The 22,212-nt window shown below is 49.3% G+C and carries 21 protein-coding genes; 5 read left to right on the top strand and 16 right to left on the bottom strand.

Features of this window, described 5'->3' with window-relative positions; all coding sequences use genetic code 11:
• Nucleotides 1-87: 87 nt before the first annotated feature.
• The 4 genes from K8U60_RS04880 to K8U60_RS04865 all read right to left on the bottom strand — a co-directional run bounded on the left by K8U60_RS04880 (nucleotide 88) and on the right by K8U60_RS04865 (nucleotide 5,750).
• A complete protein-coding gene (locus K8U60_RS04880) occupies nucleotides 88-1,896 on the bottom strand; it encodes a sensor histidine kinase (RefSeq protein ID WP_223635224.1) in 1,809 nt (602 codons plus the stop codon).
• Nucleotides 1,856-3,418 carry a response regulator transcription factor gene (locus K8U60_RS04875; RefSeq protein WP_223635221.1) on the bottom strand — a complete coding sequence of 521 codons (1,563 nt, stop codon included), beginning with the start codon at nucleotides 3,416-3,418 and terminating at the stop codon, nucleotides 1,856-1,858. The genes K8U60_RS04880 and K8U60_RS04875 overlap by 41 nt, the downstream gene beginning before the upstream one ends.
• 309 nt (nucleotides 3,419-3,727) lie before the next feature.
• On the bottom strand, nucleotides 3,728-5,233 hold the full coding sequence (locus K8U60_RS04870; protein ID WP_223635218.1) for a flotillin family protein: 1,506 nt from the start codon (nucleotides 5,231-5,233) through the stop codon (nucleotides 3,728-3,730).
• 115 nt (nucleotides 5,234-5,348) lie between these two features.
• The gene (locus K8U60_RS04865) at nucleotides 5,349-5,750 is read right to left on the bottom strand and encodes a hypothetical protein (RefSeq protein ID WP_223635215.1); all 402 of its coding nucleotides are present in this window, start codon (nucleotides 5,748-5,750) and stop codon (nucleotides 5,349-5,351) included.
• A gap of 185 nt (nucleotides 5,751-5,935) precedes the next feature.
• On the opposite strand from K8U60_RS04865, the gene K8U60_RS04860 reads away from it, so the two are divergent.
• The 3 genes from K8U60_RS04860 (at nucleotide 5,936) to K8U60_RS04850 (ending at nucleotide 6,634) form a co-directional block, all read left to right on the top strand.
• Nucleotides 5,936-6,097, top strand: a complete 162-nt coding sequence (locus tag K8U60_RS04860; protein ID WP_223635212.1) for a hypothetical protein — start codon at nucleotides 5,936-5,938, stop codon at nucleotides 6,095-6,097.
• A 22-nt stretch (nucleotides 6,098-6,119) separates the two neighbouring features.
• Nucleotides 6,120-6,386: a hypothetical protein gene (locus K8U60_RS04855; RefSeq protein WP_223635208.1), complete on the top strand. Its 267-nt coding sequence runs from the start codon at nucleotides 6,120-6,122 to the stop codon at nucleotides 6,384-6,386.
• Between the two features lie 77 nt (nucleotides 6,387-6,463).
• Complete coding sequence (locus K8U60_RS04850; RefSeq protein ID WP_223635205.1) at nucleotides 6,464-6,634, top strand: hypothetical protein; 171 nt, start codon at nucleotides 6,464-6,466, stop codon at nucleotides 6,632-6,634.
• Nucleotides 6,635-6,828: 194 nt separating this feature from the next.
• Here K8U60_RS04850 and K8U60_RS04845 read toward each other — a convergent pair whose 3' ends face one another.
• From K8U60_RS04845 to K8U60_RS04830, 4 genes are all read right to left on the bottom strand, one after another.
• A complete protein-coding gene (locus K8U60_RS04845) occupies nucleotides 6,829-7,317 on the bottom strand; it encodes a DUF4306 domain-containing protein (protein ID WP_223635201.1) in 489 nt (162 codons plus the stop codon).
• 104 nt (nucleotides 7,318-7,421) lie between these two features.
• Nucleotides 7,422-8,477 carry a hemolysin family protein gene (locus K8U60_RS04840; protein ID WP_223635198.1) on the bottom strand — a complete coding sequence of 352 codons (1,056 nt, stop codon included), beginning with the start codon at nucleotides 8,475-8,477 and terminating at the stop codon, nucleotides 7,422-7,424.
• Between the two features lie 78 nt (nucleotides 8,478-8,555).
• Nucleotides 8,556-9,863: a hemolysin family protein gene (locus K8U60_RS04835; protein WP_223635195.1), complete on the bottom strand. Its 1,308-nt coding sequence runs from the start codon at nucleotides 9,861-9,863 to the stop codon at nucleotides 8,556-8,558.
• Nucleotides 9,864-9,901: 38 nt separating this feature from the next.
• Entirely contained in the window at nucleotides 9,902-10,288 is a 387-nt protein-coding gene (locus K8U60_RS04830) for a MerR family transcriptional regulator (RefSeq protein ID WP_223635192.1), read from the bottom strand.
• 582 nt (nucleotides 10,289-10,870) lie between these two features.
• Between K8U60_RS04830 and K8U60_RS04825 the strand changes: the two genes are divergently transcribed.
• A complete protein-coding gene (locus tag K8U60_RS04825; RefSeq protein WP_223635189.1) occupies nucleotides 10,871-11,212 on the top strand; it encodes a hypothetical protein in 342 nt (113 codons plus the stop codon).
• Between the two features lie 215 nt (nucleotides 11,213-11,427).
• Here the strand turns inward: K8U60_RS04825 and K8U60_RS04820 are convergent, their stop codons facing one another.
• Both K8U60_RS04820 and K8U60_RS04815 read right to left on the bottom strand, forming a co-directional pair.
• Nucleotides 11,428-13,422 (bottom strand): penicillin-binding transpeptidase domain-containing protein, encoded by a 1,995-nt coding sequence (locus K8U60_RS04820; RefSeq protein ID WP_223635186.1) that lies wholly within the window; start codon nucleotides 13,420-13,422, stop codon nucleotides 11,428-11,430.
• A gap of 1,080 nt (nucleotides 13,423-14,502) precedes the next feature.
• Nucleotides 14,503-14,676 (bottom strand): hypothetical protein, encoded by a 174-nt coding sequence (locus tag K8U60_RS04815; RefSeq protein ID WP_185960097.1) that lies wholly within the window; start codon nucleotides 14,674-14,676, stop codon nucleotides 14,503-14,505.
• Between the two features lie 189 nt (nucleotides 14,677-14,865).
• Here K8U60_RS04815 and K8U60_RS04810 point away from each other — a divergent pair, with 189 nt between their 5' ends.
• On the top strand, nucleotides 14,866-15,690 hold the full coding sequence (locus K8U60_RS04810) for a CPBP family intramembrane glutamic endopeptidase (RefSeq protein WP_223635183.1): 825 nt from the start codon (nucleotides 14,866-14,868) through the stop codon (nucleotides 15,688-15,690).
• Nucleotides 15,691-15,735: 45 nt separating this feature from the next.
• On the opposite strand, the gene K8U60_RS04805 is transcribed toward K8U60_RS04810, so the two are convergent.
• The 6 genes from K8U60_RS04805 to K8U60_RS04780 form a co-directional block, all read right to left on the bottom strand.
• Nucleotides 15,736-17,562, bottom strand: a complete 1,827-nt coding sequence (locus tag K8U60_RS04805) for an ABC transporter ATP-binding protein (protein ID WP_223635180.1) — start codon at nucleotides 17,560-17,562, stop codon at nucleotides 15,736-15,738.
• Nucleotides 17,559-19,283: an ABC transporter ATP-binding protein gene (locus K8U60_RS04800; protein WP_223635177.1), complete on the bottom strand. Its 1,725-nt coding sequence runs from the start codon at nucleotides 19,281-19,283 to the stop codon at nucleotides 17,559-17,561. Before K8U60_RS04800 ends, K8U60_RS04805 begins: the two co-directional genes overlap by 4 nt.
• Nucleotides 19,280-19,753, bottom strand: a complete 474-nt coding sequence (locus tag K8U60_RS04795) for a MarR family winged helix-turn-helix transcriptional regulator (protein WP_223635174.1) — start codon at nucleotides 19,751-19,753, stop codon at nucleotides 19,280-19,282. The genes K8U60_RS04800 and K8U60_RS04795 overlap by 4 nt, the downstream gene beginning before the upstream one ends.
• A gap of 165 nt (nucleotides 19,754-19,918) precedes the next feature.
• Nucleotides 19,919-20,212 (bottom strand): RNA polymerase sigma factor, encoded by a 294-nt coding sequence (locus tag K8U60_RS04790; RefSeq protein ID WP_223635171.1) that lies wholly within the window; start codon nucleotides 20,210-20,212, stop codon nucleotides 19,919-19,921.
• Nucleotides 20,213-20,336: 124 nt separating this feature from the next.
• Nucleotides 20,337-21,224 (bottom strand): TIGR01777 family oxidoreductase, encoded by an 888-nt coding sequence (locus tag K8U60_RS04785; RefSeq protein ID WP_223635167.1) that lies wholly within the window; start codon nucleotides 21,222-21,224, stop codon nucleotides 20,337-20,339.
• A gap of 67 nt (nucleotides 21,225-21,291) precedes the next feature.
• Nucleotides 21,292-21,738: a DUF4385 domain-containing protein gene (locus K8U60_RS04780; protein ID WP_223635164.1), complete on the bottom strand. Its 447-nt coding sequence runs from the start codon at nucleotides 21,736-21,738 to the stop codon at nucleotides 21,292-21,294.
• Nucleotides 21,739-22,212 lie beyond the last annotated feature (474 nt).

Genomic DNA, 22,212 nt, shown 5'->3' with positions numbered 1-22,212 from the left:
AAAAAAGATTGTTAGCACAATCTTTAGGTATTTTATTTGAAAATTATTAGATATTTCAAATTTCTCCGTCATTCAATTGGACTATTCTTAGATGCTGGTAATTTTATTGGAATTCGCCGGAATATCCGTCTTTTGAAAAGGCAATTCCACTTTTACTTTGGTGCCTTTGCCTATTTCGCTGGTGATTTCCACACCGTATTGTTCCCCGTACAGCAATTGGATGCGTTCATGGACATTGCGGATGCCGATTCCGCTGAACAGATGGCGTTTCTCTTTGATATCTTCTTTCGTATGGTCGCCTTTCATCTCCATGCCATCGCCCGTATCCACGATTTCACACAAGAGGTTATCCCCTTTTTGGGACACCAGGATTTGGACAAAGCCTTCTTTTTTCTCATTGAACGCATGGAAAAAGGCGTTTTCGATAAACGGCTGAAGAATCAGCTTCGGCAGCTGGCAGTCCAGACAGTCCGGTGAAATGAAGAAATTCACTTTGATTCCATCGCCATACCGTGATTGGTTGATGAGGACATAGTTTTTCAAATCCGTAATTTCCTGTTCCACGGTGATGGTTTGCTCGACATTGCTGAGAGCATTTTGCAAAAGCGAAATGAGCGCGTGGATCATATCGGTCGCTTTTTCTTTCTTGCCTTGCTGGATCATGAACTTGATTGAAGCCAGTGTATTATAGATGAAATGCGGATTGATTTGATGCTGCAGCGCCATCAGTTCCGCACTGCGCTGCTTTTGCTGGGCCAGCACGACAAGGTCGACGTATTCCTGCAATTCGCTGAGCATGGAATTGAAGGCGTTGGCGATTTTCTTGGCTTCGTAGCCTCCGGTTTCGGCCACGGGCATGTTGAAATCGTGTTTAGCCATTGTTGAGATCTGCTTGACCAAGCGGCTGATGGAGTTGGTCATGCGGCGGGAAATGATGAACACCACGATGACGGCGAGCAAGACAATGCCGAGACTGATCAGCAGAATTTCTTTCGTATTGATCAAGTTATCCAGAACCGCGTCTTTATCCACCAGATTCACCAAATACATATTATAGGTCGGAAGGTATTGCGACATCAGCAAATAATCGGTATCAAAGACGTGCGCATCTTTGAATTCCAATTGCTCTTCGTCCACTTCTTTTGCCATTGCCAGGATATCAGTCGCTTCCTCGCCGATCAGTTCCTGTTTATTGCTGGAAACGATTTTTCCTGTTGCATCGACCAGCAGCACTTCGTTTTCCGCGCTCGTGTAGCCTTCGTAAAATTGTTTCAGCTGCGCTTCCCGGATCGGGAAATACAGGACACCGTAGATTTCGCCGGTCGACCTTTCCATAAGCGCTTTCGTTGCGACAATCATCGGTTCATCTGTAAACGAAGTGGATGGCAAATATTGATAAAGCAGCGTGTTCGGGCGATTGACCGTGTATTCGGTAATCGGGTGGTTCCGCAGCACTTCCCACGAGACGGGCCAATTCGAATAATTCACATTGTACAACCGTTCGTTGTTCCCGAGCACAATCATATTGGCATCATACGACTCGACTGTCCGGTAAATGCGTTCAATCTGCTGGCTGATGTCGTGATAGGATCTGTACGTTTCCAAGGTGCTGGCATTGGTTTGGGTCAACACCCGTTTAACGGTGCCGTTGTTTTGCACCTCATGTGTTGCACCGACGATGGCATAGCTATAGTCTTCGAATTGGGTTTCGATCTGTTCCAAAGCTTTCGTGTTCGAAATGCTGAAGGTATCCATAAACAAGTTCGAGGACATCCGGATCGAGCTGAAGGTGATCAATAAAGAGACCGCCACGATGCTGATCACCATGATCAGGAACATTTTGATGAACAGACTGTTATTTCTTAAGATGAGAAACGCCTTTTTCTTCATTTTCATGGCGGGCTTGGAGCTCCTTTCGGTAATTGCCTGGAGACATCCCGGTTATGCGTTTGAACACTTTGCAGAAATAGCTGTGCTCCGAATAGCCGACCATTCCGCTGATGTTCGAAATGGAGACATTGCTGCTTTCCAGCAGGTCCATCGACTTTTTGATCCGCACACGGTTCAAGTATTCGCTGAACCCTTCTTTATGGTGCGTACTGAAATAAGAAGACAGGTAAGAAGCGTTAAAATGGAAGTGGTCGGCGATTTCAGACAAGCGCAGCGGTTCCGTGTAATGCTGCTCGATATACGCAAGAATCTTGTCGAGATTGTTGTACGGATCGCTTGCCTTGTCTCCTGAGAGAATGATTGCCTCCACTTCTGTGAGGAATCCGTTGAACAAATCCCGCGCTTCGTTGATATGGACAGCCTCATTGATACTCGAGAAATAGCTGTATTTTTTTTGCTCAAGTTCTTCGGTTTCGTATTTCATGGCATCCACCAACACGATGATATTGAAGACGATATTGCCTAAAAACGATTTGAATTCGAAGCTGTCGTTATTGTATCGCCCCGCCAAATAGTCGATGTGGTTTTCCAGATAGTCAAACGCCTTCTTGAACAGGCGGTCTTTGAATAACTCGATAAACCGGTTCAAATCGAAACTGTCTTGCTTTTCATTTTCCTCCGGCAGCTTGTCGTAGATGAACGAGCTCGTTTCCGGCAAATAAAACATATATTTTTTCATCTGGAGGCGGCCTTCATCGTGAACCTTTTTCAAGCCATCGATGGCATCAAACGGTTTAGACATCATCCAGCTTGTGTCCGGAGTGTCGCCTGCCAGGTGTTCGACGGTCTTTTTGATCGCTTCCAGCTGAGCCGGATTGAAATTGAGCAAAAGCATGGCTTCAGCTTCCCCGGAACCCAGGGAGAAAACCGGCAGCTCTTCAAGAATGGACTGTTTCAGCCTTACTTTCAGTTGAACCGGATCCAGCTGGTTTCCGTTTATGTCCACCAACGCAAAATGGCTGTTGGGAAACGCATCGGCTGAGACCGCTTGATCCATCGAAAGGTCAAAACCCGAAATCATATTTTCCAGCAGTTCTTCCGTGGAGCGTTCCGGTTTGACGGCCGAGACACAATGCTGCAAATCCGGGATTCGGCTGACGACCCGGTTTAAGATTTTCAACAATTCGGGCCCATTCAACTTGGGCTTCAGTATATAATCGGCCACGCCGTTCTGGAACGTCGACCGCACATAGTCGAAGTTTTCAAAACTGCTGAGTACGATGAATTCAATATCCGGGAATGCGTTCTTCCCTTCTCTGACCAGATCGATGCCGTCCATGATCGGCATGACGATATCCGTAATGACGATATGCGGAGAAAATTCCGCAATCATCCCCATCGCTTCTTTGCCGTTTGCAGCTTCCCCGACGATTTGAAATCCTTGCTGCTCCCAATCGATATAATTAATGATCCCTTGCCGAATCAACATTTCATCATCGACAATAAGGACTCTGCACACTTCTCCCATGAACTTCCCCCCTTAAAATACAACTCATAAGAAAAATTCCATTGCTTTCAGAAACAGGATTTCCATCGGAACCTTTTGTTCCGACTGTAGAGTTGGCAGCTCTCTAAAGTCTCTATCGTGCCATTCTACAGATATAGTACCATCTTTTTATTGGACCATGTCGATTAATCGGAACAATTGGACTTTCAGCTTTCTTAATTAATCCAGGATTTATGGCGATCAATTGCTGATTGGAAAGGGTGCAGACAAAAGAAAAACCCATCACCCACTCGCTGGTTGCAGCAAGGAGATGACGGGTTTTCTTTCGCTTTAGCGGTCTTCTTCGGTTTCAGTTGCATTAGTGAATTCTTCTTCTGTTGAAGAATCCTGCTCTTTTAGAACGGCTGGCAAGGTCGCGACAGCTGCTTGCTCGGCTGGCCGATTGTTGCGGTCCACATAGGATTTCAGCAATTCGCCGATGTCGATGCCGGTCATTTCCTTGAGCGGCTCCTGCATGTCGACCATCGTTTTGGTGACGCTTTTGCCGAAGGACGGAATGCCTTGGCCGTTGCCGGAATCAATGATTTTCACAGATTCGATATTGCTGAGCGGCAAGGCGACTTTCTCTGCGAAGACAGGCAGCATCTCAATCAGTTTCTCGGTGATGATGACGTCGCCATGTTCTTCCATCGCTTCCGCCAACAGTTTGCGGGATTCAGCTTCCGCTTTTCCTCGCTCGCGGATGACTTCGGCTTCTGCAGCCCCTTCGTCCCGTTTGATCTTGGCTTTCGCTTCCCCGTCGATTACGGCACGGCGGGCATCGGCTTCAGCTGAACGGGTGGTTTCGTAATAGGTCGCATCGGCTTTGGTCTTACGCACTTTGCTTTCCTCTTCCTCGAGCTTCACGGCGCGTTCCCGCGCTGCAAACTGCATGCTTAACTCTTCTTCCTGGATTTCCATCGCCAGCTTGGCTTTTTCCAGTTCATAGGATTGCTCGGACTTGGCACGCGCACGCTCTGTTTCTTCTTTGAAGGCGGCGTCTTTCAAGTCTTTTTGTTTTTTTGATTCCGCTGTCGAAATTTGGCGCAGGTATTCTTCTTCTTTCGCTTCCTGGTCAGTCTGCGCGCGGTGAATCCGTGTTTCGCGCTCGGTGTTGGCTTCCGCGATTTCAGCCAGCTTGCGGACTTCCGCAATCCGCGGCCGCCCGAGGTTTTCCAGATAGCCATTGTCTTCGTCGGCATCGCGCAAATCGGTCAAGCCCAGTGACGTGATCTTGAAGCCCATCAAATCGAGCTGCTTCTGGGCCACTTCCTGGACGTCCGTGTTAAATTTTTCGCGGTCGCTGTTGATGTCTTCGACCGTCATTTTCGACAAAATGGCGCGCAGGTTACTGCCCAGCACCTCGATGATTTCCGTCTCGATTTCTTCCTGTTCCTTGCCCAGAAACTGCTCGGCGTAATTGGCGATGCCGTTCAGCGTGTCGGCGACTTTGACCATCGCTACGGCGTCGGCGACAATCGGCACACCGGCGTTCGTGTAGACGCGCGGGGTCGCCAGTTTCAATTGGAATGACGTCAGGCTGACAGGCGTCGAAGTCTGAAAGCGTCTCAACAAATACCCGCCGCCCCGGATGATTTTCATCGAACGCCCTTCGTCGTCCGTGAAGATGTTCGTATCTTTTGCCGGGTCCCCGAGTTTCGGTCCGGTGATGATCAGCGCCTCATTGGATTTGGCGGTGCGGTAACGGATCTTCATCCAGAAAAAATACGCGACCCCTGCGATTGCGGCGATGATCAGCAACGCAATAATAACTGTAATGATGCCTAATGATTCCATTTTGCTTCCACTCCTTCTGTTTAGATGATGGCCTATAGTAATAATACGGACGATTAATCAAAATGTTTCAAATAAAGGAAATTTATTTACAGACAAATAAAAATTGGCATCCCTTTCACGGCCGGTAGCCATAGCCGAAGTTGAAGATGAAATAAAAGAAAAACACCAGCAGCGCTGCAGGCAGCATGCTCAACGTGATCAGGATTCTTGCGGTTATGGTGGGGGCATTCAGAAGCCAATTGATATAGATATATACCAGAATGCCGATGAACGGCAGGAGCAACAGGTTCGATGCGGTCAATGCCCATTGCGAATTTTCATCCCAGTAGGCATCCGGAACCGGAATGACGCCGCTGTATTTTTCATTGATGCGGCGGGTCATGCCGATAAACACAAACGACATGGCCCCGTAATAGAGGACGACCAGGCTTTTCCCCCACCAGTTGAAATAGGAGTTTGCCATGACGATAATGATGATGATTCCCACGACAATGAAAAACCAGGTGAAGGTATCCATGAAAGCCCTCCTTTATTGGTAAGTATGTTCTTCCCCATCCATACGTTTCGGCAGGTAATAAGTTCCAAGTCGGATGAAGGATTTAGGGTGCTTTTGAGGGAGGAATTCATCGATTTGCTGGCTGCTGCATCTTTTTGAAACATTTCCCAGCTTGTGCCGTATTACAGGTACGAGGAGGTGTTCGTATGATGGGTGACTTTTTCTTCTTTATTCCCTTACTGACGATTCTGTTTTACTTGGTGGTGCTTGGCTTTGCAATTTATGCCGTTGTCACTGGCTTGAAGCTGGCGAAGGAACGCAATGCCCAGCTCAAGGCGATTGCCGAAGAGCTGCGCCGCAGACCGTAAGTTCAGAGAGGGGTTCGATGGTATGGGACTGATCCGTTGGCTATTTTTTGAAAAGAAGCATTTGGCTTACACCGCTTTTGGCGACGATATGTATTACAACGCCGCCGGCAAGTTCAGCGCGCATGGCGTCGCCTATGACGCGGTGCTGAAAATGAACGCCAATGTACACGGCACCGAGGGGCATACCGGCGCTCCTCAAATGCGTAACGCGATGGCGAACACGGCGCAATATGATTTCTATGTGGCGAAAAAAGATGCGCACCGCGCGCAGCAGGCGCTTCATGGGTAGGTGTATTGGGGAGTGAGTTCCCTTTTTTGCGTCCGACGGAAATATATTCTATTTTTATTTTATAAGGAGGGATATCTTTGGAGATTGGATTCTTCTTATTGATGGGCATTCTCGGCACCGGCTTCCTCCTGCTGATTGCTTTTGAGATGTACCGAAAATCACAGATCAAATTGGCTGAAATTCAATTGCAACGCGACAAAATTGCGTTGGAACAAAAACAATTGAAGCTGCGCGGAAAAAGTCTGTAGCAGCTCCCCTTCATTGAAAGGACCGACAAAAAAGCTTCAGGCATGGTGTTTGCCTGAAGCTTTTTTTCATCCATTCATATGGGCTTTCGGGCTTGCCGCAAACAAATAGCTTTATACTGCAAACAAAGCTAACTATTCCGCAAACAACGTACGGGATTCCGCAAACAAACCCCCGTATTCCGCAAACAACCCGATTATGCCGGCAGCTTTCTCGCTTTTATTAACCAAAAGATGCTGAAAATCACGAGAAGGATGCCGGTTCCGAAGAAAATCATCGAAAACAGCGCGAGTCCGGCGGTTGGTGAGGCCATTAATGCCGTGGCGAGGGCGAACAACGCGATTGCGCCTAGTAGGAGAACCACGCTCAATGCGATTTTCTTCCTTCTGAGTATCCAGAAAGACAGCTGGAGAAACAGGGTCATTCCGGCTATGAACATGATAAGCGGGAACAAGGGCGCGAATTTTGCTGCGTAAACGAGATAGTCGATGGTCAGGATATCATCCGCTGATGTCACTTCTCCGCTCAGCCAATTGGTGAAGACGGCGGAATAAGGCCATTCCCATGAGATGTCGTCGAGTCGGCTGCCTTCGTACAGACTGAAGAATGTGGCGATGGCGAAAAAGGTCAAGGCACCTAAGAAGAGGATGGGTTGCTTTGATTTACTCGCTGTTTCATGATGCATTTTACCGCTCCTACCTATAGATTCTTTTCTACCTACTATATCAATAATTTTCCAAATAACGCAAAAAAAGAGACCCCTAAGGTCTCTCTTCTCTCTTATTCCAATCAGCTTGGTTTCACTTCATATGAATCGTCGCTGATTTCCCCGACGATTTCCTCGAGGATGTCTTCCATCGTCACTAGTCCGGAAACGGTGCCGTCTTTTGTTGTGACAACCGCCATATGCGTCCGGCTTTGCTGCATTTTTGTCAGGACTTTTTGTATCGGTGTGGTTTCAGTGAAGCTGGTCATTTCATGGATAAAGGATTCGGGCTCTGGAGTCCGGCCCGCCGCCATGCTCGTCAATAATTCTTTCGTATTGATGAAGCCGATCAATTTGTCTTTATTGCCGGCCTCGGTGACTGGGTAGCGAGTGTATTCGTGCGCGTCAATGACTTTGAACAGTTCATCACGGTTCAGGTTGTTATCGACGGTGACTATTTTTTCCCGTGGAATCATGATGTTCCGGACAATGCGATCGTCGAAAGCGAAAATATTTTTCAAGTAAGTCAATTCGGTTTGATTGATCTCACCGCTCTGGTAGCTTTCCGCCATAATCAGTTTTAGTTCTTCCTCCGAATGGGCTTCTTCGTGGCCAGATGGCTCTACTTTGAATAAACGCAGCAACAGGCGAGCCGAACCATTCATTAGCCAAATGAACGGGTTCATCAGTTTGCCGAACCAGTAAAGCGGCGGTGCCAGCAGCAGGGTCATTTTTTCTGCATATTGGATCGCCAATGTTTTCGGCGCCAATTCTCCAATGACCACGTGCAGGAACGTTACGATGCTCAAGGCAATCGCATAGGAAAGAACTGTCGATAAGGCTGCCGGAACTTCAAAGGCTACGAACAACGGGTGCAGCATACGTTCCACTGTCGGCTCTCCTAACGCACCAAGGGCCAAAGCGGTTACCGTAATTCCCAGCTGGCAGGCGGACAGGTAGTAGTCCAAATGATTGGCTACTTCTTTTGCCCGTGCAGCTTTCTTATTGCCTTCTGCTATCAATTGGTCGATCCGCGACATCCGCACTTTCAAAATGGCGAATTCGGCACCGACGAAAAATGCGGTTGCGATAATCAGCAACGCTACAAGTATTAAGTTAATCACTATTTGTCCATCCAAGTTGTATCCCTCAACTGAGGGATTCACCTCCATATATTTTTAGGGTGCACTGGATATTTTCCAATCCAGCTTATTGCATTAATTTTTTGGCTGTTTATGGAACATGACTTGCTTAACCTGCTGATTATCCATTTCTATTACGGTCCACAAAGTCTGGCCTTCCATGACTGTTTCGCCTGGCTTAACTTCCCCCACGCTCTTGAAATGAATCCAACCGCCGATGGTATCGATTTCTTCACTGTCATCAAATGACAAGCCAAAGCGATCCTCGAGATCCTTCAGCAGGACACGGCCATTGATCATGTATTGGTCTTCATTGATTTTGCTGATTTCCGGGACTTCATCGGCGTCAAATTCGTCTCGGATTTCGCCGACGATTTCTTCCAAAATATCTTCCATCGTAATCATCCCGGCGGTACCGCCATATTCGTCCGCCACCAAAGCGATGTGGACGCGGGCATTCTGCATATGGAGCAGTGCATTTTGCAGCCCGGTCGCTTCAAAGACGGTCGGCAGTTCGATGATGAATTCTTCCAGTTGCCAGTCCCGCCCTGCGACGATATGCGGCAGCATTTTCTTCGCACTGACAAAACCGAGAACGCGGTCTTTGTCGCCGTCTTCCGTTACCGGATAGCGTGTATAATTGTTCTCATCCAAAATCTCGATAATTTCTTTCAACGGCATGTCTTTATCCAGCGTCACCAATTCGGTACGCGGCACCATGATGTCTTTGGCCACGCGTTCATCGAATGAAAAGACGTTTTCCATGTAGGAAAGCTCGGTTTCATTGATAGCTCCGCCTTGATAGCTTTGAGCCATGACGATTTTCAGCTCTTCTTCCGAATAAGCCTGTTCATGTCCTGCCGGCTGAACGCCGAAAAGCCTCAACAGAACGCGGGCCGCTCCGTTCAATGCCCAGATAAATGGCTTCATGATTTGTCCGAACCAATAAAGCGGCGGTGCCAAAAGCAAGGACATCTTTTCAGCGAATTGAATTGCCAAGGTCTTGGGCGCCATTTCGCCGATCACTACGTGAAGGTAGGTCACAAGCAGAAACGCAATCGCGTAGGAAGCAGCAGATGCTACAGCATCGGAAACTGCAAAAAATTCAAAGATCGGGTACATCAACCGTTCGACAGTCGGTTTCCCAAGTGCCCCGAGCCCGAGTGCCGTTACGGTGATGCCAAGCTGGCAGGCGGACAGGTAATAGTCCAAATCGCTGGCCACTTTTTTTGCCATCACTGCTTTTTTATTGCCTTCTGCAATCAATTGATCGAGCCGCGACATCCGGATTTTAACGACCGCAAATTCCGATCCGACGAAAAAGGCCGTCAAGGCAATCAATATCACTAATAACGCTAAATTCAATAAGGTAACTATATCCACGTGTTCTCCCTGTAAAAGGGATTCACCTCCAAAGTTGGTTAAAGCAAAGCGACCAAGGCGGCAATGGCTGCCACTTGATGCTCAAGCGCTTTGCTGATGTGCAGCTTCACGGAGCTTGGCGCATCTTTCAATTGCTCTTCCAAGCGCGTGATTTTTTGTTGCAGGTATTCGAATTCTTCGGTGACTTCATCCACCAGCTCACTTGTTTTCGGACTTTCCGGCGCGTCGAGGATTTCTTTGATTTCCAAAATCGACAACCGCTGTTTCTTCAGGAGCTGGATCCGTTCCAGCGTCTGCAGGACAGAAGCCGGATAAAGCCGGTAGTTGGCGTCAGACCGTTCACTCTGAAGCAATCCTGAGACCGTGTAGTAATCGATGGTTCTTGTTGAGACCCCACTCATTTTTGCAACTTCCCCAATTTTCATTAAGTCCTTCCCAATGCAGACGCCTCCTTTTTTTAATCCTTTCAGCCCCATCAACACCTCGGTGGCTGAAACCCGGTTTGATCCACTGCGGTAAAACAGTTTCTCTATGTAATAAAAAATAATAGCATAAGTCATCAAAAAGCATACAGTATCACGTGCTGCTTTTCGGTAAAAATAATGAGTCGCCCAACCTAATTGACAATATTTAGACATTTATTGTTTGGAAATGGTTTTGGCGAAAGAGTGCTGCGGGCACTCTTCCTTCTTTTTCCAATCAGGGTTTTGGATAGCGCCTTCCTGCAAACAAAGTGTGGGATTCCGCAAATAAACCCGGTTATTGCGCAAACAACGCGAGTTATTCCGCAAACAAACCTCCTGTCCCTCCGTTTTGATTGGCCCGACCCGCTATTCCCTGATCAAACTTCAAGCTGTTTTTTTGATTTCCCAGGACTGTCGGCCGGACAATCGGGTATAAGCCTAATACAGCAATTTTTCTGCTGGTTGACTGCTTTTAGCCACGGGGTTTATTTGCAAAATCGATTTTCATGTTCGGCAACTAGCTTGGAAAAGGAGATGGCGTTTTTGGAATATCAACTGACTTTGCGCTTAGCTAATGAAAATGAGGGATATGCCTGGCTGTTTGAAAGCCCGGAGGACACGATGCCGCTGTTTGATGAGGTAGTGGACACGTTTCAGCATTATGAGGCGGATGATATGGAGACGTTCATCCAGGAGAAGAAAAAGGAAATCGAGGAGACAGGATCCAGCCACACGGCACAAATCGACGTGACGAAAGTGGACAAGAAAGCGATTATCCGCTCGGCATCGTATAAAGAAATGTGGTACGAAGGAAAGTATTTTGATGACATTTTGGAGGTGCTGACCGATAAATTGGGGCCGCCGGAGAATCAGCGGTTTGAATAACGGGTGTTATATAGAAGCGAGTTGTCTTTGAGGCAGCTTGCTTTTTTTATGGGAGATTGTTGGAATACTCGGGTATAGATTGCGAACACCCGGGTTGCGCCGCTGAACACCCGGGTAGACTCCCCAAACGCCCGGGTTAAAACAACAAACACCCGAGTAGAGACACACCCCACGACACAAAAAAGCCAAGCGCTCCCATCCGCCTGGCTGCTTGTTTACTCCTGCGCCTTGATCACCTGCTCCACCAACTCACCCACCTCTTCTTCCCCTTCGATCATCATCGCGACAATCATCTTGGGATTCACGAGGCTGTAGCCGACGAACCAGCCGTTCTGCTCACTTCTTTCGCGCGCGTTTCCGCTTTTGCCGGCAATTTCTACTCCGAGCTCTTTGCCGGCATTGGCCAATCTCGCCTGCAGCACCTCCGCATTCGGAGCGTCCAGCAGGTTTTCATTCCATAATTGCTCGTCCTGGTCATCCAGGAACAGGGTCGGCTTGTAAAGCTTGCCGCCGGTCAAAATCGGGCTGTACAGAGTCGCCATATGCAGAATGTTGACCTGCATCTGCCCCTGCCCGGAAGCTGTGCCGGCAAGCTGGCCTTCGGAACCGAATGTGCCATTTTGTGAAATCCGAGACGGCGTCAACTCAATCGGAAAGGCGATTTCTTCGCCGAAACCGAAGTTTTCGAGGCCTGTCCGGAAATCATCGTTTTGCATGTTGAGTGCCTGCTGGGCAAAGTAGATATTGTCGGAATGGGCAAGCGCTTTGTCCAAATCGATCGGGTTCGGCACGTCATCGCGCGGCCGCGTAACCCGGTAATCGCCCCACGAACGGTAGCGCTGCCACGACTTGCCGGTGATTTCGAGGCCTTCCTCGGGATCTAACGTACCGCTTTCCAATCCGATGGCCGCAGTGACCGGCTGCATCACCGGACCTGGCGTATAAATGGCCGCAAAGCGGTTGAAGAACGGCTGCAGCGGATCATTGGCAAGCTCTTGGAAGCGGCTATTGGTGATGTTCGGAATAAATTCATTCGGGTCAAAACCCGGTGAACTGACCAGCGCCAGCGTTTCTCCCGTATACGGATCGATGGCGGCACTGGTTCCCGCCCGTTCTCTCATTGCACCATAAATTGCCTGCTGCAGCTCAGCGTCAATGGTCAGCGACACGGTTTCGCCTGGCACCGGTTCATTGTCAACTGACGTGATGACGGCGTTTTCCCGCTGTTTCTCCAGAATGATGCGGCCGCCCGCTTCCCCGCGGAGCCGCTCCTGCAAAATTTCCTCCAAGCCCTGCCGGCCGACCAAAGCTTCGGTCGAATAGCCCTGGCCACTCCAGGCGTCCAGCTGCTCGGCAGTGATCGGCCCCATATAACCGCTGATATGCGACAGCGCCCGGCCATACGGGTAATTGCGCATCGCCACTTCGACGCGGGTCGTACCCGGAATCGTGAACAGCTCATCCAGCGTAGATTGATCTGCCTTGATCTGGGCAATCGGCACAACGTAATGCGGCCGCACCCACGGCTGGTTGAGCTTGTCGTCGACGGCCTGCTCGCTCATCCCCAACAACTGCGCGAGCTGCGGCTTTTTGGAAGTGTCGAAGTTTTCCGGAATGACACTGACTTCATAGCCGCTGCTGTTGGAAGCGATCGCTTCGCCGTTGCGGTCGACGATTTCCCCGCGCGGCCCTTCGGTAATTTGCGTTGACACCTGATCGCCAGCTTCAAGATTCGGCAAAATAAAAGACGGATCCCATTCAACAAACCAGTCTTCCGCTTCCCCATGCGTCTCATACAGCAGCGTCAGCGTTTTTTCGAATTCCACCGGCCCGATGACCGTATCGAACGCAATTTGAATCGGGAAATCCGCCGGTTGTTCTTTCATCCATACGGCGCCTTCTACTGGCGTATAGGACACCTCCAAATTGTCGATGCCCAGCTGCTCATGAAGCTCCTGTTGCCAAGTTACAAAATTCGCCTCACCGTAAACCGTCTGCGTACCTTGGTTCAAATAATTTGTATGCATGCTTGGAAAGTCTCCGCTTTTCCATAGCTCAATAAACTCTGCAACCCGCGCTTCGGGCGAATCAACCGTTTCGACCGGCTCTTCCGGCGGCTGTTCGGGTGCCGGCTGCGCCTCTTCCTCCTGGCACGCCGTCAATAGTAGTATGAATAAAAAGAAGATGGCTGGTAAGATGGTCTTTCTCATCACATGACCTCCGCTCTTTTCCTTTCTTCTATTATCGCTTGAATCATGGAGAATATAAAGACTGAATTTTCTGTGTTAATGGGATGTCGCATAGGGAGTGCGGAATGTCATGTAGAAAGTCGAAGCGTTCAGGTAGGAATGCACCTAATGCGTGTAGAAACAGCGATTCTTCATGTAGCCCCGTACTATTCCGGTAGCACCGCGAAAACTTCATGTAGCAACCTCAATACTTCATGTAGAGATCCACCTAATGCTTGTAGAAACATCGATTCTCCATGTAGCCCCGTACTATTCCGGTAGCACCGCGAAAACTTCATGTAGCAACCTCAATACTTCATGTAGAGATCCACCTAATGCTTGTAGAAACATCGATTCTCCATGTAGCCCCGTACTATTCCGGTAGCACCGCGAAAACTTCATGTAGCAACCTCAATACTTCATGTAGAGATCCACCTAATGCTTGTAGAAACATCGATTCTCCATGTAGCCCCGTACTATTCCGGTAGCACCGCGAAAACTTCATGTAGCAACCTCAATACTTCATGTAGAGATCCACCTAATGCTTGTAGAAACATCGATTCTCCATGTAGCCCCGTACTATTCCGGTAGCACCGCGAAAACTTCATGTAGCAACCTCAATACTTCATGTAGAGATCCACCTAATGCTTGTAGAAACATCGATTCTCCATGTAGCCCCATACTATTCCGGTAGCACCGCGAAAACTTCATGTAGCAACCTCAATACTTCATGTAGAGATCCACCTAATGCTTGTAGAAACATCGATTCTCCATGTAGCCCCATACTATTCCGGTAGCACCGCGAAAACTTCATGTAGCAACCTCAATACTTCATGTAGAGATCCACCTAATGCTTGTAGAAACAGCGATTCTTCATGTAGCCCCTTACTATTCCGGTAGCATCGTGTAAACTTCATGTAGCAACCTCAATACTTCACTTAGAAACCCAAACTGTGCGTGTAGAAACAGCAATTGTTCATGTAGCCCCACACTATTCCCGGCAGCCCACCTAAATTTCCGCAAAAAAATAGCCAGGCGACGTTCGCCTAACTAATCCATCGATTATTTCTTTGTTTTCTCTTTGATTTTATTGGCAACGTCGTCTTTCATGACCATCGCTTTGTCTTTGTAGGTGGTGGCTTTTTCTTTGTAGTCATCTTTGTTTTCTTCCCAATGCGCTTTGCCTTTTTCGATCGACTTGTCTTTCAATTGGTTCAGTTTGTCTAGAAATGCCATTCAGCTCATCCTTCCGTTCTGCCCGTTCCTGAAATGGTCGGGTAAACTGCTTTAAGCATAACTTGCCCCGCCCCCTTTTGTCTAAAGATAGGCGCAAATAAAATGAAACTTGCGGTGGGAATTGGCGTATACTCTATATACATTATTTGAACGGGTTCTCTTATGAACATAAAAGAAAGGCGGTGCTCCATGTTCGAGCAGATGAAGGCGCGTTATCTGATTTTGTTTTCCGGGTTGGGGATGATTGCCACCATGATTATCCTGATTGCCCTCGATGTCAGCGACACTGCTTTTGATGTGATCAGCCAATTGGTGCTGTACGTTTTGGTCCCCGGCATCTATTTCGGTTATTATTTCCGGAAGCACAATACCTCCGTCTGGAATGTGCTGTCTTTAAACGGCGTCAAGAAATGGCTGCCGGCTTTGATTGCCTTGGTGCTCGTATCAATCGCCTTTTCGATCAGCATGTTCTGGTTTCAGCTATTTATGCTGGCGCCGATTGCGCCGTGGCTGGTCAACTTTATGCTGGAGACGCTGCCGATCCCGGATACGCCGTGGTATATCGTCTTCACGATTTTCAGCATCGCTATTTTGGCGCCGGTCGTCGAGGAGTTCATGTTCCGCGGCGTGCTGCTGAAGCGGCTCATCGGCAAAACCTCGGTATGGGGCGGAGTGTTGATCTCCAGCCTGCTGTTCGGCATTTTGCATCTCGATGTCATCGGCGCGTTCTTGTTCGGCGTCGTTGCTTCTCTTTTGTACCTGCTGACCAACAACCTGCTGCTCCCGATCCTGTTGCATATCATCAATAATTCGTTGGCGGCGGCTGCGATGTTCCTGGCGCCGACCTGGCCGGAGTCGATCGCCATTTTCGATTTGGCGGATATCTACACGAAAGCCACACCCAACGCGGTCATTCTTGGCATCAGTGCCGTATTGATGCTCGGTGCCATTTTCTGGCTGGCACACGCTTTGGAATCTCGCAAAAGGCCGGAAGAAAAATTCAACCATGAATAGCAAAAGGTCCACCGCGCAGTTTTTGCACGGTGGACCTTTTTCAGTTTATACAGCCACTTCCACTGAAAACTGGCTGTGGTACAGATCGGCATAAAAGCCGTCTTTGTCGAGAAGCTGTTGGTGCGTGCCCTGCTCGATGACTTTTCCTTTGTCCATGACCAGGATCAGGTCGGCGTCTTTGATGGTCGACAGGCGATGCGCGATGACAAAGCTTGTGCGCCCTTCCATCAACTGTTTCATGGCCTGTTGGATGAAGATTTCCGTCCGTGTATCGACGCTCGAAGTCGCTTCATCCAAAATCATGATCGGCGGATCAGCAAGAATCGCACGGGCGATGGTCAGCAATTGCTTCTGTCCTTGCGAAATATTCGAAACTTCCTGGTTCAGGATGGTATCGTAGCCGTCCGGCAATGTGCGGATGAAGTGATCGGCGTGTGCCGCTTCTGCCGCAGCAAGGATTTCCTCTTCACTGGCACCGGTTTTGCCGTAGGCGATGTTGTCACGGATCGTGCCATTGAAAAGCCACGTATCCTGCAGCACCATGCCGAAGTTCTGGCGCAGTTCGTTTCTGGACATCTCACGCGAATCAAAACCGTCGACGGTGATGCGCCCGCCATTCAATTCGTAGAAGCGCATCAACAGATTGATCAAGGTCGTTTTGCCGGCACCGGTCGGCCCGACAATCGCCACCGTCTGACCCGGCTGGACGTCGATATTCATTTTCTCGATCAACAGATTGTCCCCGTAGCCGAAGTCGACGTCTTCAAAAGCAACGGCGCCTTTCGCACGTGCCAGGACAGAAGTCGTCACTTCCTTGACTTCCTCTTCTTCGTCCAGCAGTTCAAAGACCCGTTCAGCGGCGGCAACCGTCGACTGGATGATGTTGGCGATGTTCGCGGTTTGGGTGATCGGCTGCGTGAACTGTTTGGAATAGGTGATGAACGCCTGGATATCCCCGATGGAGATGGCGCGCTGCGTCACCAGGATCCCGCCGACAACACTGATCACCACATAACTCAAGTTGCCGATCAACGTCATCATCGGCATGATGATTCCGGAGATGAACTGGGCTTTGCGCCCGGCATCGTACAGCTCTTCATTGACCGCATCGAATTGTTCGTTGGATTTGGCTTCATGGCCGAACGCTTTGACGACCTGATGGCCCGTGTACATTTCCTCCACATGGCCGTTCAGGCGGCCCAGACTTTTTTGTTGGCTGCTGAAGTATTTCTGGGATTTCTTCAGAATCGGTCCGATGACGGACAAGGACAGCGGCAAAGAGACGACCGCGATCAAAGTCAGCAACGGACTGATTGTCAGCATCATGACAAGAATCCCGACGATGGTGACGATGGAAGTGATGAATTGCGTCAAACTTTGCTGCAGCGTGCTGCCGATAGTATCAATGTCGTTGGTAATACGGCTCAAAGTTTCGCCGTTTGGCCGGCCATCAAAATACTTCAGCGGCAGTTTCTCCAGTTTTTTATTGACGTCCTGGCGCAGGTCATAGACCGTATCCTGCGCCACCGTTGACATCATGTATTGCTGAATATAGCTGAACAAACTGCTGAACAGGTACAGTCCGGCAAGAATGGCGAGAATCTGGCCGATGACACCAAAGTCGATGCCGCCGCCCGGGACTCCCTGCAGTTGTCCATAAGCGCCTTCAAACAGTTCGGTGATTGCCATTCCCATGATTTTCGGTCCGACGATGGCAAACACCGTACTTAGAATTGCGACCAGGAACACCGCCGCCAACTTTTTGCGGCGCGGTTTTAAATAAGAGACAAGGCGACGGAATGTACCTTTAAAATCCTTGGCTTTTTCTGCTGGCATATTTGCTCCGCCGTGAGGAGGTCCCATCTTGCTCATGCGATTTCCTCCTCTGACAGCTGGGATAGGGCAATTTCACGGTAGACCTCATTGGATTTCAAGAGTTCTTCGTGTGTGCCCATGCCCACTATTTTTCCTTTTTCCAACACGATGATGCGGTCCGCGTCCACAACGGTGCTGACGCGCTGTGCGACCAGCAGCACCGTGGCGTTTCTCGTTTCATCCTTCAAAGCTTTGCGTAGCTTAGCGTCTGTCTTGAAATCGAGCGCAGAAAAGCTGTCGTCGAATATATACAAATCCGGTTTGCGGATCAACGCGCGCGCAATCGACAGGCGCTGCTTCTGGCCGCCTGACAGATTGGAGCCGCCCTGCTCGATTTCAGCCGAGTAGCCGCCTTCGATTTGATCGATAAACTCTGTGGCCTGCGCAATGCTTGCCGCGTGATCCATTTCCGCTTGCGTCGCATCCTGTTTGCCGAAACGGATATTGTCTGCAATTGTTCCCGTGAACAAGATCGATTTCTGCGGCACAAAGCCGATTTTCGAACGGATTTCCTGTTGCGAAGCTTCGCGGATATCGACGCCGTTGACACGGATCGTCCCGCTCTTGACGTCGTAAAAGCGCGGCACCAAGTTGACCAGCGTCGACTTGCCGGAGCCCGTCCCGCCGATCAAAGCGGTGATTTCCCCCGGTTTGGCCGTAAAGCTGATGTTCGACAGCGCCGGTTCTTCCGCTCCCGGATAATAGAAGGAAACGCCTTCGAACTCCAGCGTACCGCGTGTACGGTCCGCTTGAGCCGTGCCGTCGTCCGTGAAGGCCGGTTTCATTTCCAAGACTTCGTTGATGCGTTTCGCTGATACCGCGGCGCGCGGAACCATGACGAACATGAAGGAAGCCATCACCAATGCGAACATGATCATCATGACGTATTGGATGAAAGCCATCAAATCCCCGATCTGCATCGCACCATTGTTGATGCGGATGCCGCCGAACCAAATGACGGCGACAACCGTCATGTTCATGACCAGCATCATCACCGGCATCATGAAGGCCATGACTTTATTGACCTTGATGGAGACATCTGCGAGTTCACGGTTAGCTTTTTGAAGGCGCGCTTTTTCTTCCGGCTCGCGGTTGAACGCGCGGATGACACGGATACCCGTCAGGTTTTCCCGCACCACCAGGTTGAGGCCATCGAGCCGCTTTTGGACTTCCTGGAATAAGGGCATGCCGTACTTCAGAATCAGCAGGATCGCAATGGCCAATACCGGCATAGCACCGATGATAACGAGAGACAACTGGGCGTCTTTTGAGACCGCCATGATAACGCCGCCAACCAGCATGATTGGTGCGCTGATGACCATGCGCAGCATCATGATGACGACTTGCTGCACCTGGGTGATGTCATTCGTCGTACGCGTAATCAGCGAGGCAGTTCCCACTTCATCGAATTCCTGAAGCGAAAACTGGCCGACATGCTTAAAGACCTTGTGCCGCAGGTCTCGGCCCATGCCCATTGCCGCTTTAGCCGAATAAAAGCTGGCAAAGACCGCTGCGATAGCACCGATTGCAGATACCAGCAGCATCCAGCCGCCGATTTCCCAGATATAGGGGATGTTGCCTTTGACGACACCGTTATCGATGATGTCCGCCATCAAGGTCGGCAGGAACAGCTCCGCCATCGACTGGCCGAATACCAATACGACAACCGCCACCACCACCCATTTATAGGGGTTGAGGTTTTTCAGGATTTTGATCATTTTGCAGCCACCTCTAATTCTACATCCGCTAAATAAGCCGAAATTTTCCGGTGGGCATCGAGCAGCTCTTCTACCTGGACATCCGTAAACTGTTCACTAGCCGCTTTGAAGACCTGATGCAGGCCATCTTCCTGGAGATGCAGTTCATTCACCAAAGCTTGTCCTTTTGGACTGAGTTCCAGCAGGGTTTCACGGCGGTTGTCTTCTACTTGCCGACGATCGAGAAAGCCTTCTTTGACCAGCCCATCCACAGCCTGGCTCAAGGTGCTTTTCGGCAGAAAGGTCTTCTCCCCTATATTTTTCTGCGTCATTTCCCTGCAGTTGATGATCGTCATCAAAATCGAGTATTGCGGAATGGACAGGTCTTTTTCCGCAGCCGACTTTTGAATGAAGCGCACCATGTTTTTCTGCACATGGGCAAATGACAGCATCAATTGCATGGAAGGATCCATTTCTTTCTTATCCTTCATCTACTTCACCATCTTTCATTTTCGAACCGTTCCAAATGGAACAATCTGTTACACTGCCTTTAAGCTACTCCGATTAGCGGGGTCCGTCAACTTTGGCGTACTGCAATTTTCCTTTCCATAAAAAAACACCTCCTGCCAGTGTGCCGGCTGAGATGTGGAGCATTTTCACAAGCATATTTTTATCTGGGCATCCGTGTGGTGCGAACGGCAGCAGTCAATCAGCAGCGCCACTAATTGGCGGTTCTGCATGAAGTTCTGCGGCTCGGTCCAGACCGTGCGGAACACGTGGGCGACAAGTTGCTCACAGACGGAAGGACCTGAACCGGTTTGGCGCGCTATATTCCAGATGATGCGGTGATATCGGTCGTATAAATCCGCCAGGGCTTGTTGGTCCCGGTTCAGTATGCCAGTCATCAATTTCTCGTCTATGGTCAATTTGCCACCCCCTTCCTTTGGCATTTCCTTAAGGCAATCGTCCTAAACCCAACTATCTCGAAATAAAGACAATTTAACGAAATAAAAGAAAAAACACCAGCAAAATTCGGCTTCCGCAGAATTTTCTGGTGCTATTGGTCTATTCGTTTTAGTCATGAAGGATGTTTTCCAACGCTTTGTCGAGCGTAGGATAAGTGAACTTGAATCCAGCCTGCTGCAGCCGCTCGGGCAAAATCCAGCGGCTTTTCAAAATCAGTTCCGGTTCTGTTCCGATAACTACCGCACCCATATTAAGCATCCACTTGGTTGCCGGCAAACCGATTTTCCGGTCCATCGTCAGGCGCAACTGCTTCATCAAGTCACGATTGGTGACCGGTTCAGGTGAAGTCGTATTGAGGACGCCGCTGATGGTTTCATGGTCGCGGATAAACAGGATGATGCGGTACACGTCTTCCAGATGGATCCAACTGAACATTTGGCGCCCATTCCCTTGTTTTCCACCTAGTCCAAAACGCACCATATTTTCATAAGGCGTCATGACACCGCCGTCTTTGCCGAGGACAATCGACAGGCGCAGCGCTGCCTGACGAGTGTTCGGTAGCTTAAACGAGAAAAACGCCTGCTCCCACGCCTTGCCGACCTCCACCGAAAAACCGCTGCCGAATTCCCCATTCGCTTCGGTCATCGGCCGGTCTTCCGCATGGCGATAGATCGTCGACGTACTGGAATTAATCCAAAGCGGAGGCGGATTGTCACAAGCCAGAATCGCGGTTCCCAATGCTTCCGTCGTCTCCATCCGCGAATCGAAAATTTCGCGTTTATTCGCTTCAGTATACCGGCAGTTTACCGATTTCCCCGCCAAATTGACCACCATCTCAGCGCCTTCCAACGCGTTGACGATTCCGGTATGGTTGCTCCAATTCAAATGGCCGGGCTGCCGTGAAATAATGACAACCTGATACCCCTGGTCTGTGAATTTCTGTTCCAAATACTGTCCGACAAATCCTGTGCCTCCAGCCAATACGATCTTCTTCATCCCATCACCCATTTTCTGTAAGTTGTTCTCAAGCTACTTGACGCTTTAGTGGAATAAAAGATGCAGCTCAGCCAAATTCTTTTTGATGTTTCTTTTTGCGCTTCAAGTAATCTTCATCTTCCCGTATTTCGTCCCAGCGCTTTTTGAAGATCGCTGCCGATTCCGCCTTCACCGGATCGATTTCCCTTTCCTTGATGCTGCCGTCTTCATTGTATTTGCGGCCTCCTTTGTAATTGGTGTAGCGGCGCGCCCGCGTGTAGCCCATCTGAATGAATTTGCGCGCCATGTCCATTCCCACAAAATCATCCTGCTTGCGGTACTCCTCGAACATCTCCGAAATCTTATCGCACGATTCCTGCGCAATTTCCGGCGTCTTGAAACGCCAATGCGGCAAAATTTCACTCTTATACGGCTCCACCAGCAACACCCCCTGCTCACCTTTTCCCACACGATACAGCTCAGGATGTTTCCGCAAATCCAAATTCTCGTAATCCAAATCATAATCAAACGCCACGTTGATCGACTCCTTTATACTGATTTCTTTGTTAGAGTTATACCCTTGAATGGGGTGGGTGAATCCACGGGAAGTGATTAATGGATAGGAAGCGTTGAGTCTTTGTGTGGAGAGTGGGGATTGCGGTAGAAATGGGGATTGTTCATGTAGAAAGCTCAACTTGTCATGTAGCAACGCGAGTTGTGCGGGTAGAAATCCAATTTCCTCCTGTAAAAAGTGGCGATCCCGGTAGAATTGAAGATTGTTTATGTAGAAAGCTCAACTTGTCATGTAGCGGCGCGAGTTATACGGGTAGAAATCCAATTTCCTCCTGTAAAGAGTGGCGACCCCGGTAGAAATGAAGATTGTTCATGTAGAAAGCTCCACTTGTCATGTAGCGACGCAAGTTGTGCGGGTAGAAAACCGGTATCCTCCTGTAGAGAGTGGCAATCACGGTAGAAATGAAGATTGTTCATGTAGAAAGCTCAAATTGTC

The organism is Planococcus circulans (assembly GCF_020023385.1).
Lineage (GTDB): Bacteria > Bacillota > Bacilli > Bacillales_A > Planococcaceae > Planococcus.
The sequence above is the reverse complement of the archived record's forward strand: the minus strand, read 5'-3'. Positions and strand labels throughout refer to the sequence as shown.

Coding starts and splice junctions, on each gene's coding strand:
- K8U60_RS04880 (WP_223635224.1), bottom strand. CDS start 1,896: ATGAAAATGAAGAAAAAGGCGTTTCTCATCTTAAGAAATAACAGTCTG.
- K8U60_RS04875 (WP_223635221.1), bottom strand. CDS start 3,418: ATGGGAGAAGTGTGCAGAGTCCTTATTGTCGATGATGAAATGTTGATT.
- K8U60_RS04870 (WP_223635218.1), bottom strand. CDS start 5,233: ATGGAATCATTAGGCATCATTACAGTTATTATTGCGTTGCTGATCATC.
- K8U60_RS04865 (WP_223635215.1), bottom strand. CDS start 5,750: ATGGATACCTTCACCTGGTTTTTCATTGTCGTGGGAATCATCATCATT.
- K8U60_RS04860 (WP_223635212.1), top strand. CDS start 5,936: ATGATGGGTGACTTTTTCTTCTTTATTCCCTTACTGACGATTCTGTTT.
- K8U60_RS04855 (WP_223635208.1), top strand. CDS start 6,120: ATGGGACTGATCCGTTGGCTATTTTTTGAAAAGAAGCATTTGGCTTAC.
- K8U60_RS04845 (WP_223635201.1), bottom strand. CDS start 7,317: ATGCATCATGAAACAGCGAGTAAATCAAAGCAACCCATCCTCTTCTTA.
- K8U60_RS04830 (WP_223635192.1), bottom strand. CDS start 10,288: ATGAAAATTGGGGAAGTTGCAAAAATGAGTGGGGTCTCAACAAGAACC.
- K8U60_RS04820 (WP_223635186.1), bottom strand. CDS start 13,422: ATGAGAAAGACCATCTTACCAGCCATCTTCTTTTTATTCATACTACTA.
- K8U60_RS04815 (WP_185960097.1), bottom strand. CDS start 14,676: ATGGCATTTCTAGACAAACTGAACCAATTGAAAGACAAGTCGATCGAA.
- K8U60_RS04810 (WP_223635183.1), top strand. CDS start 14,866: ATGTTCGAGCAGATGAAGGCGCGTTATCTGATTTTGTTTTCCGGGTTG.
- K8U60_RS04805 (WP_223635180.1), bottom strand. CDS start 17,562: ATGAGCAAGATGGGACCTCCTCACGGCGGAGCAAATATGCCAGCAGAA.
- K8U60_RS04800 (WP_223635177.1), bottom strand. CDS start 19,283: ATGATCAAAATCCTGAAAAACCTCAACCCCTATAAATGGGTGGTGGTG.
- K8U60_RS04795 (WP_223635174.1), bottom strand. CDS start 19,753: ATGAAGGATAAGAAAGAAATGGATCCTTCCATGCAATTGATGCTGTCA.
- K8U60_RS04790 (WP_223635171.1), bottom strand. CDS start 20,212: ATGCCAAAGGAAGGGGGTGGCAAATTGACCATAGACGAGAAATTGATG.
- K8U60_RS04785 (WP_223635167.1), bottom strand. CDS start 21,224: ATGAAGAAGATCGTATTGGCTGGAGGCACAGGATTTGTCGGACAGTAT.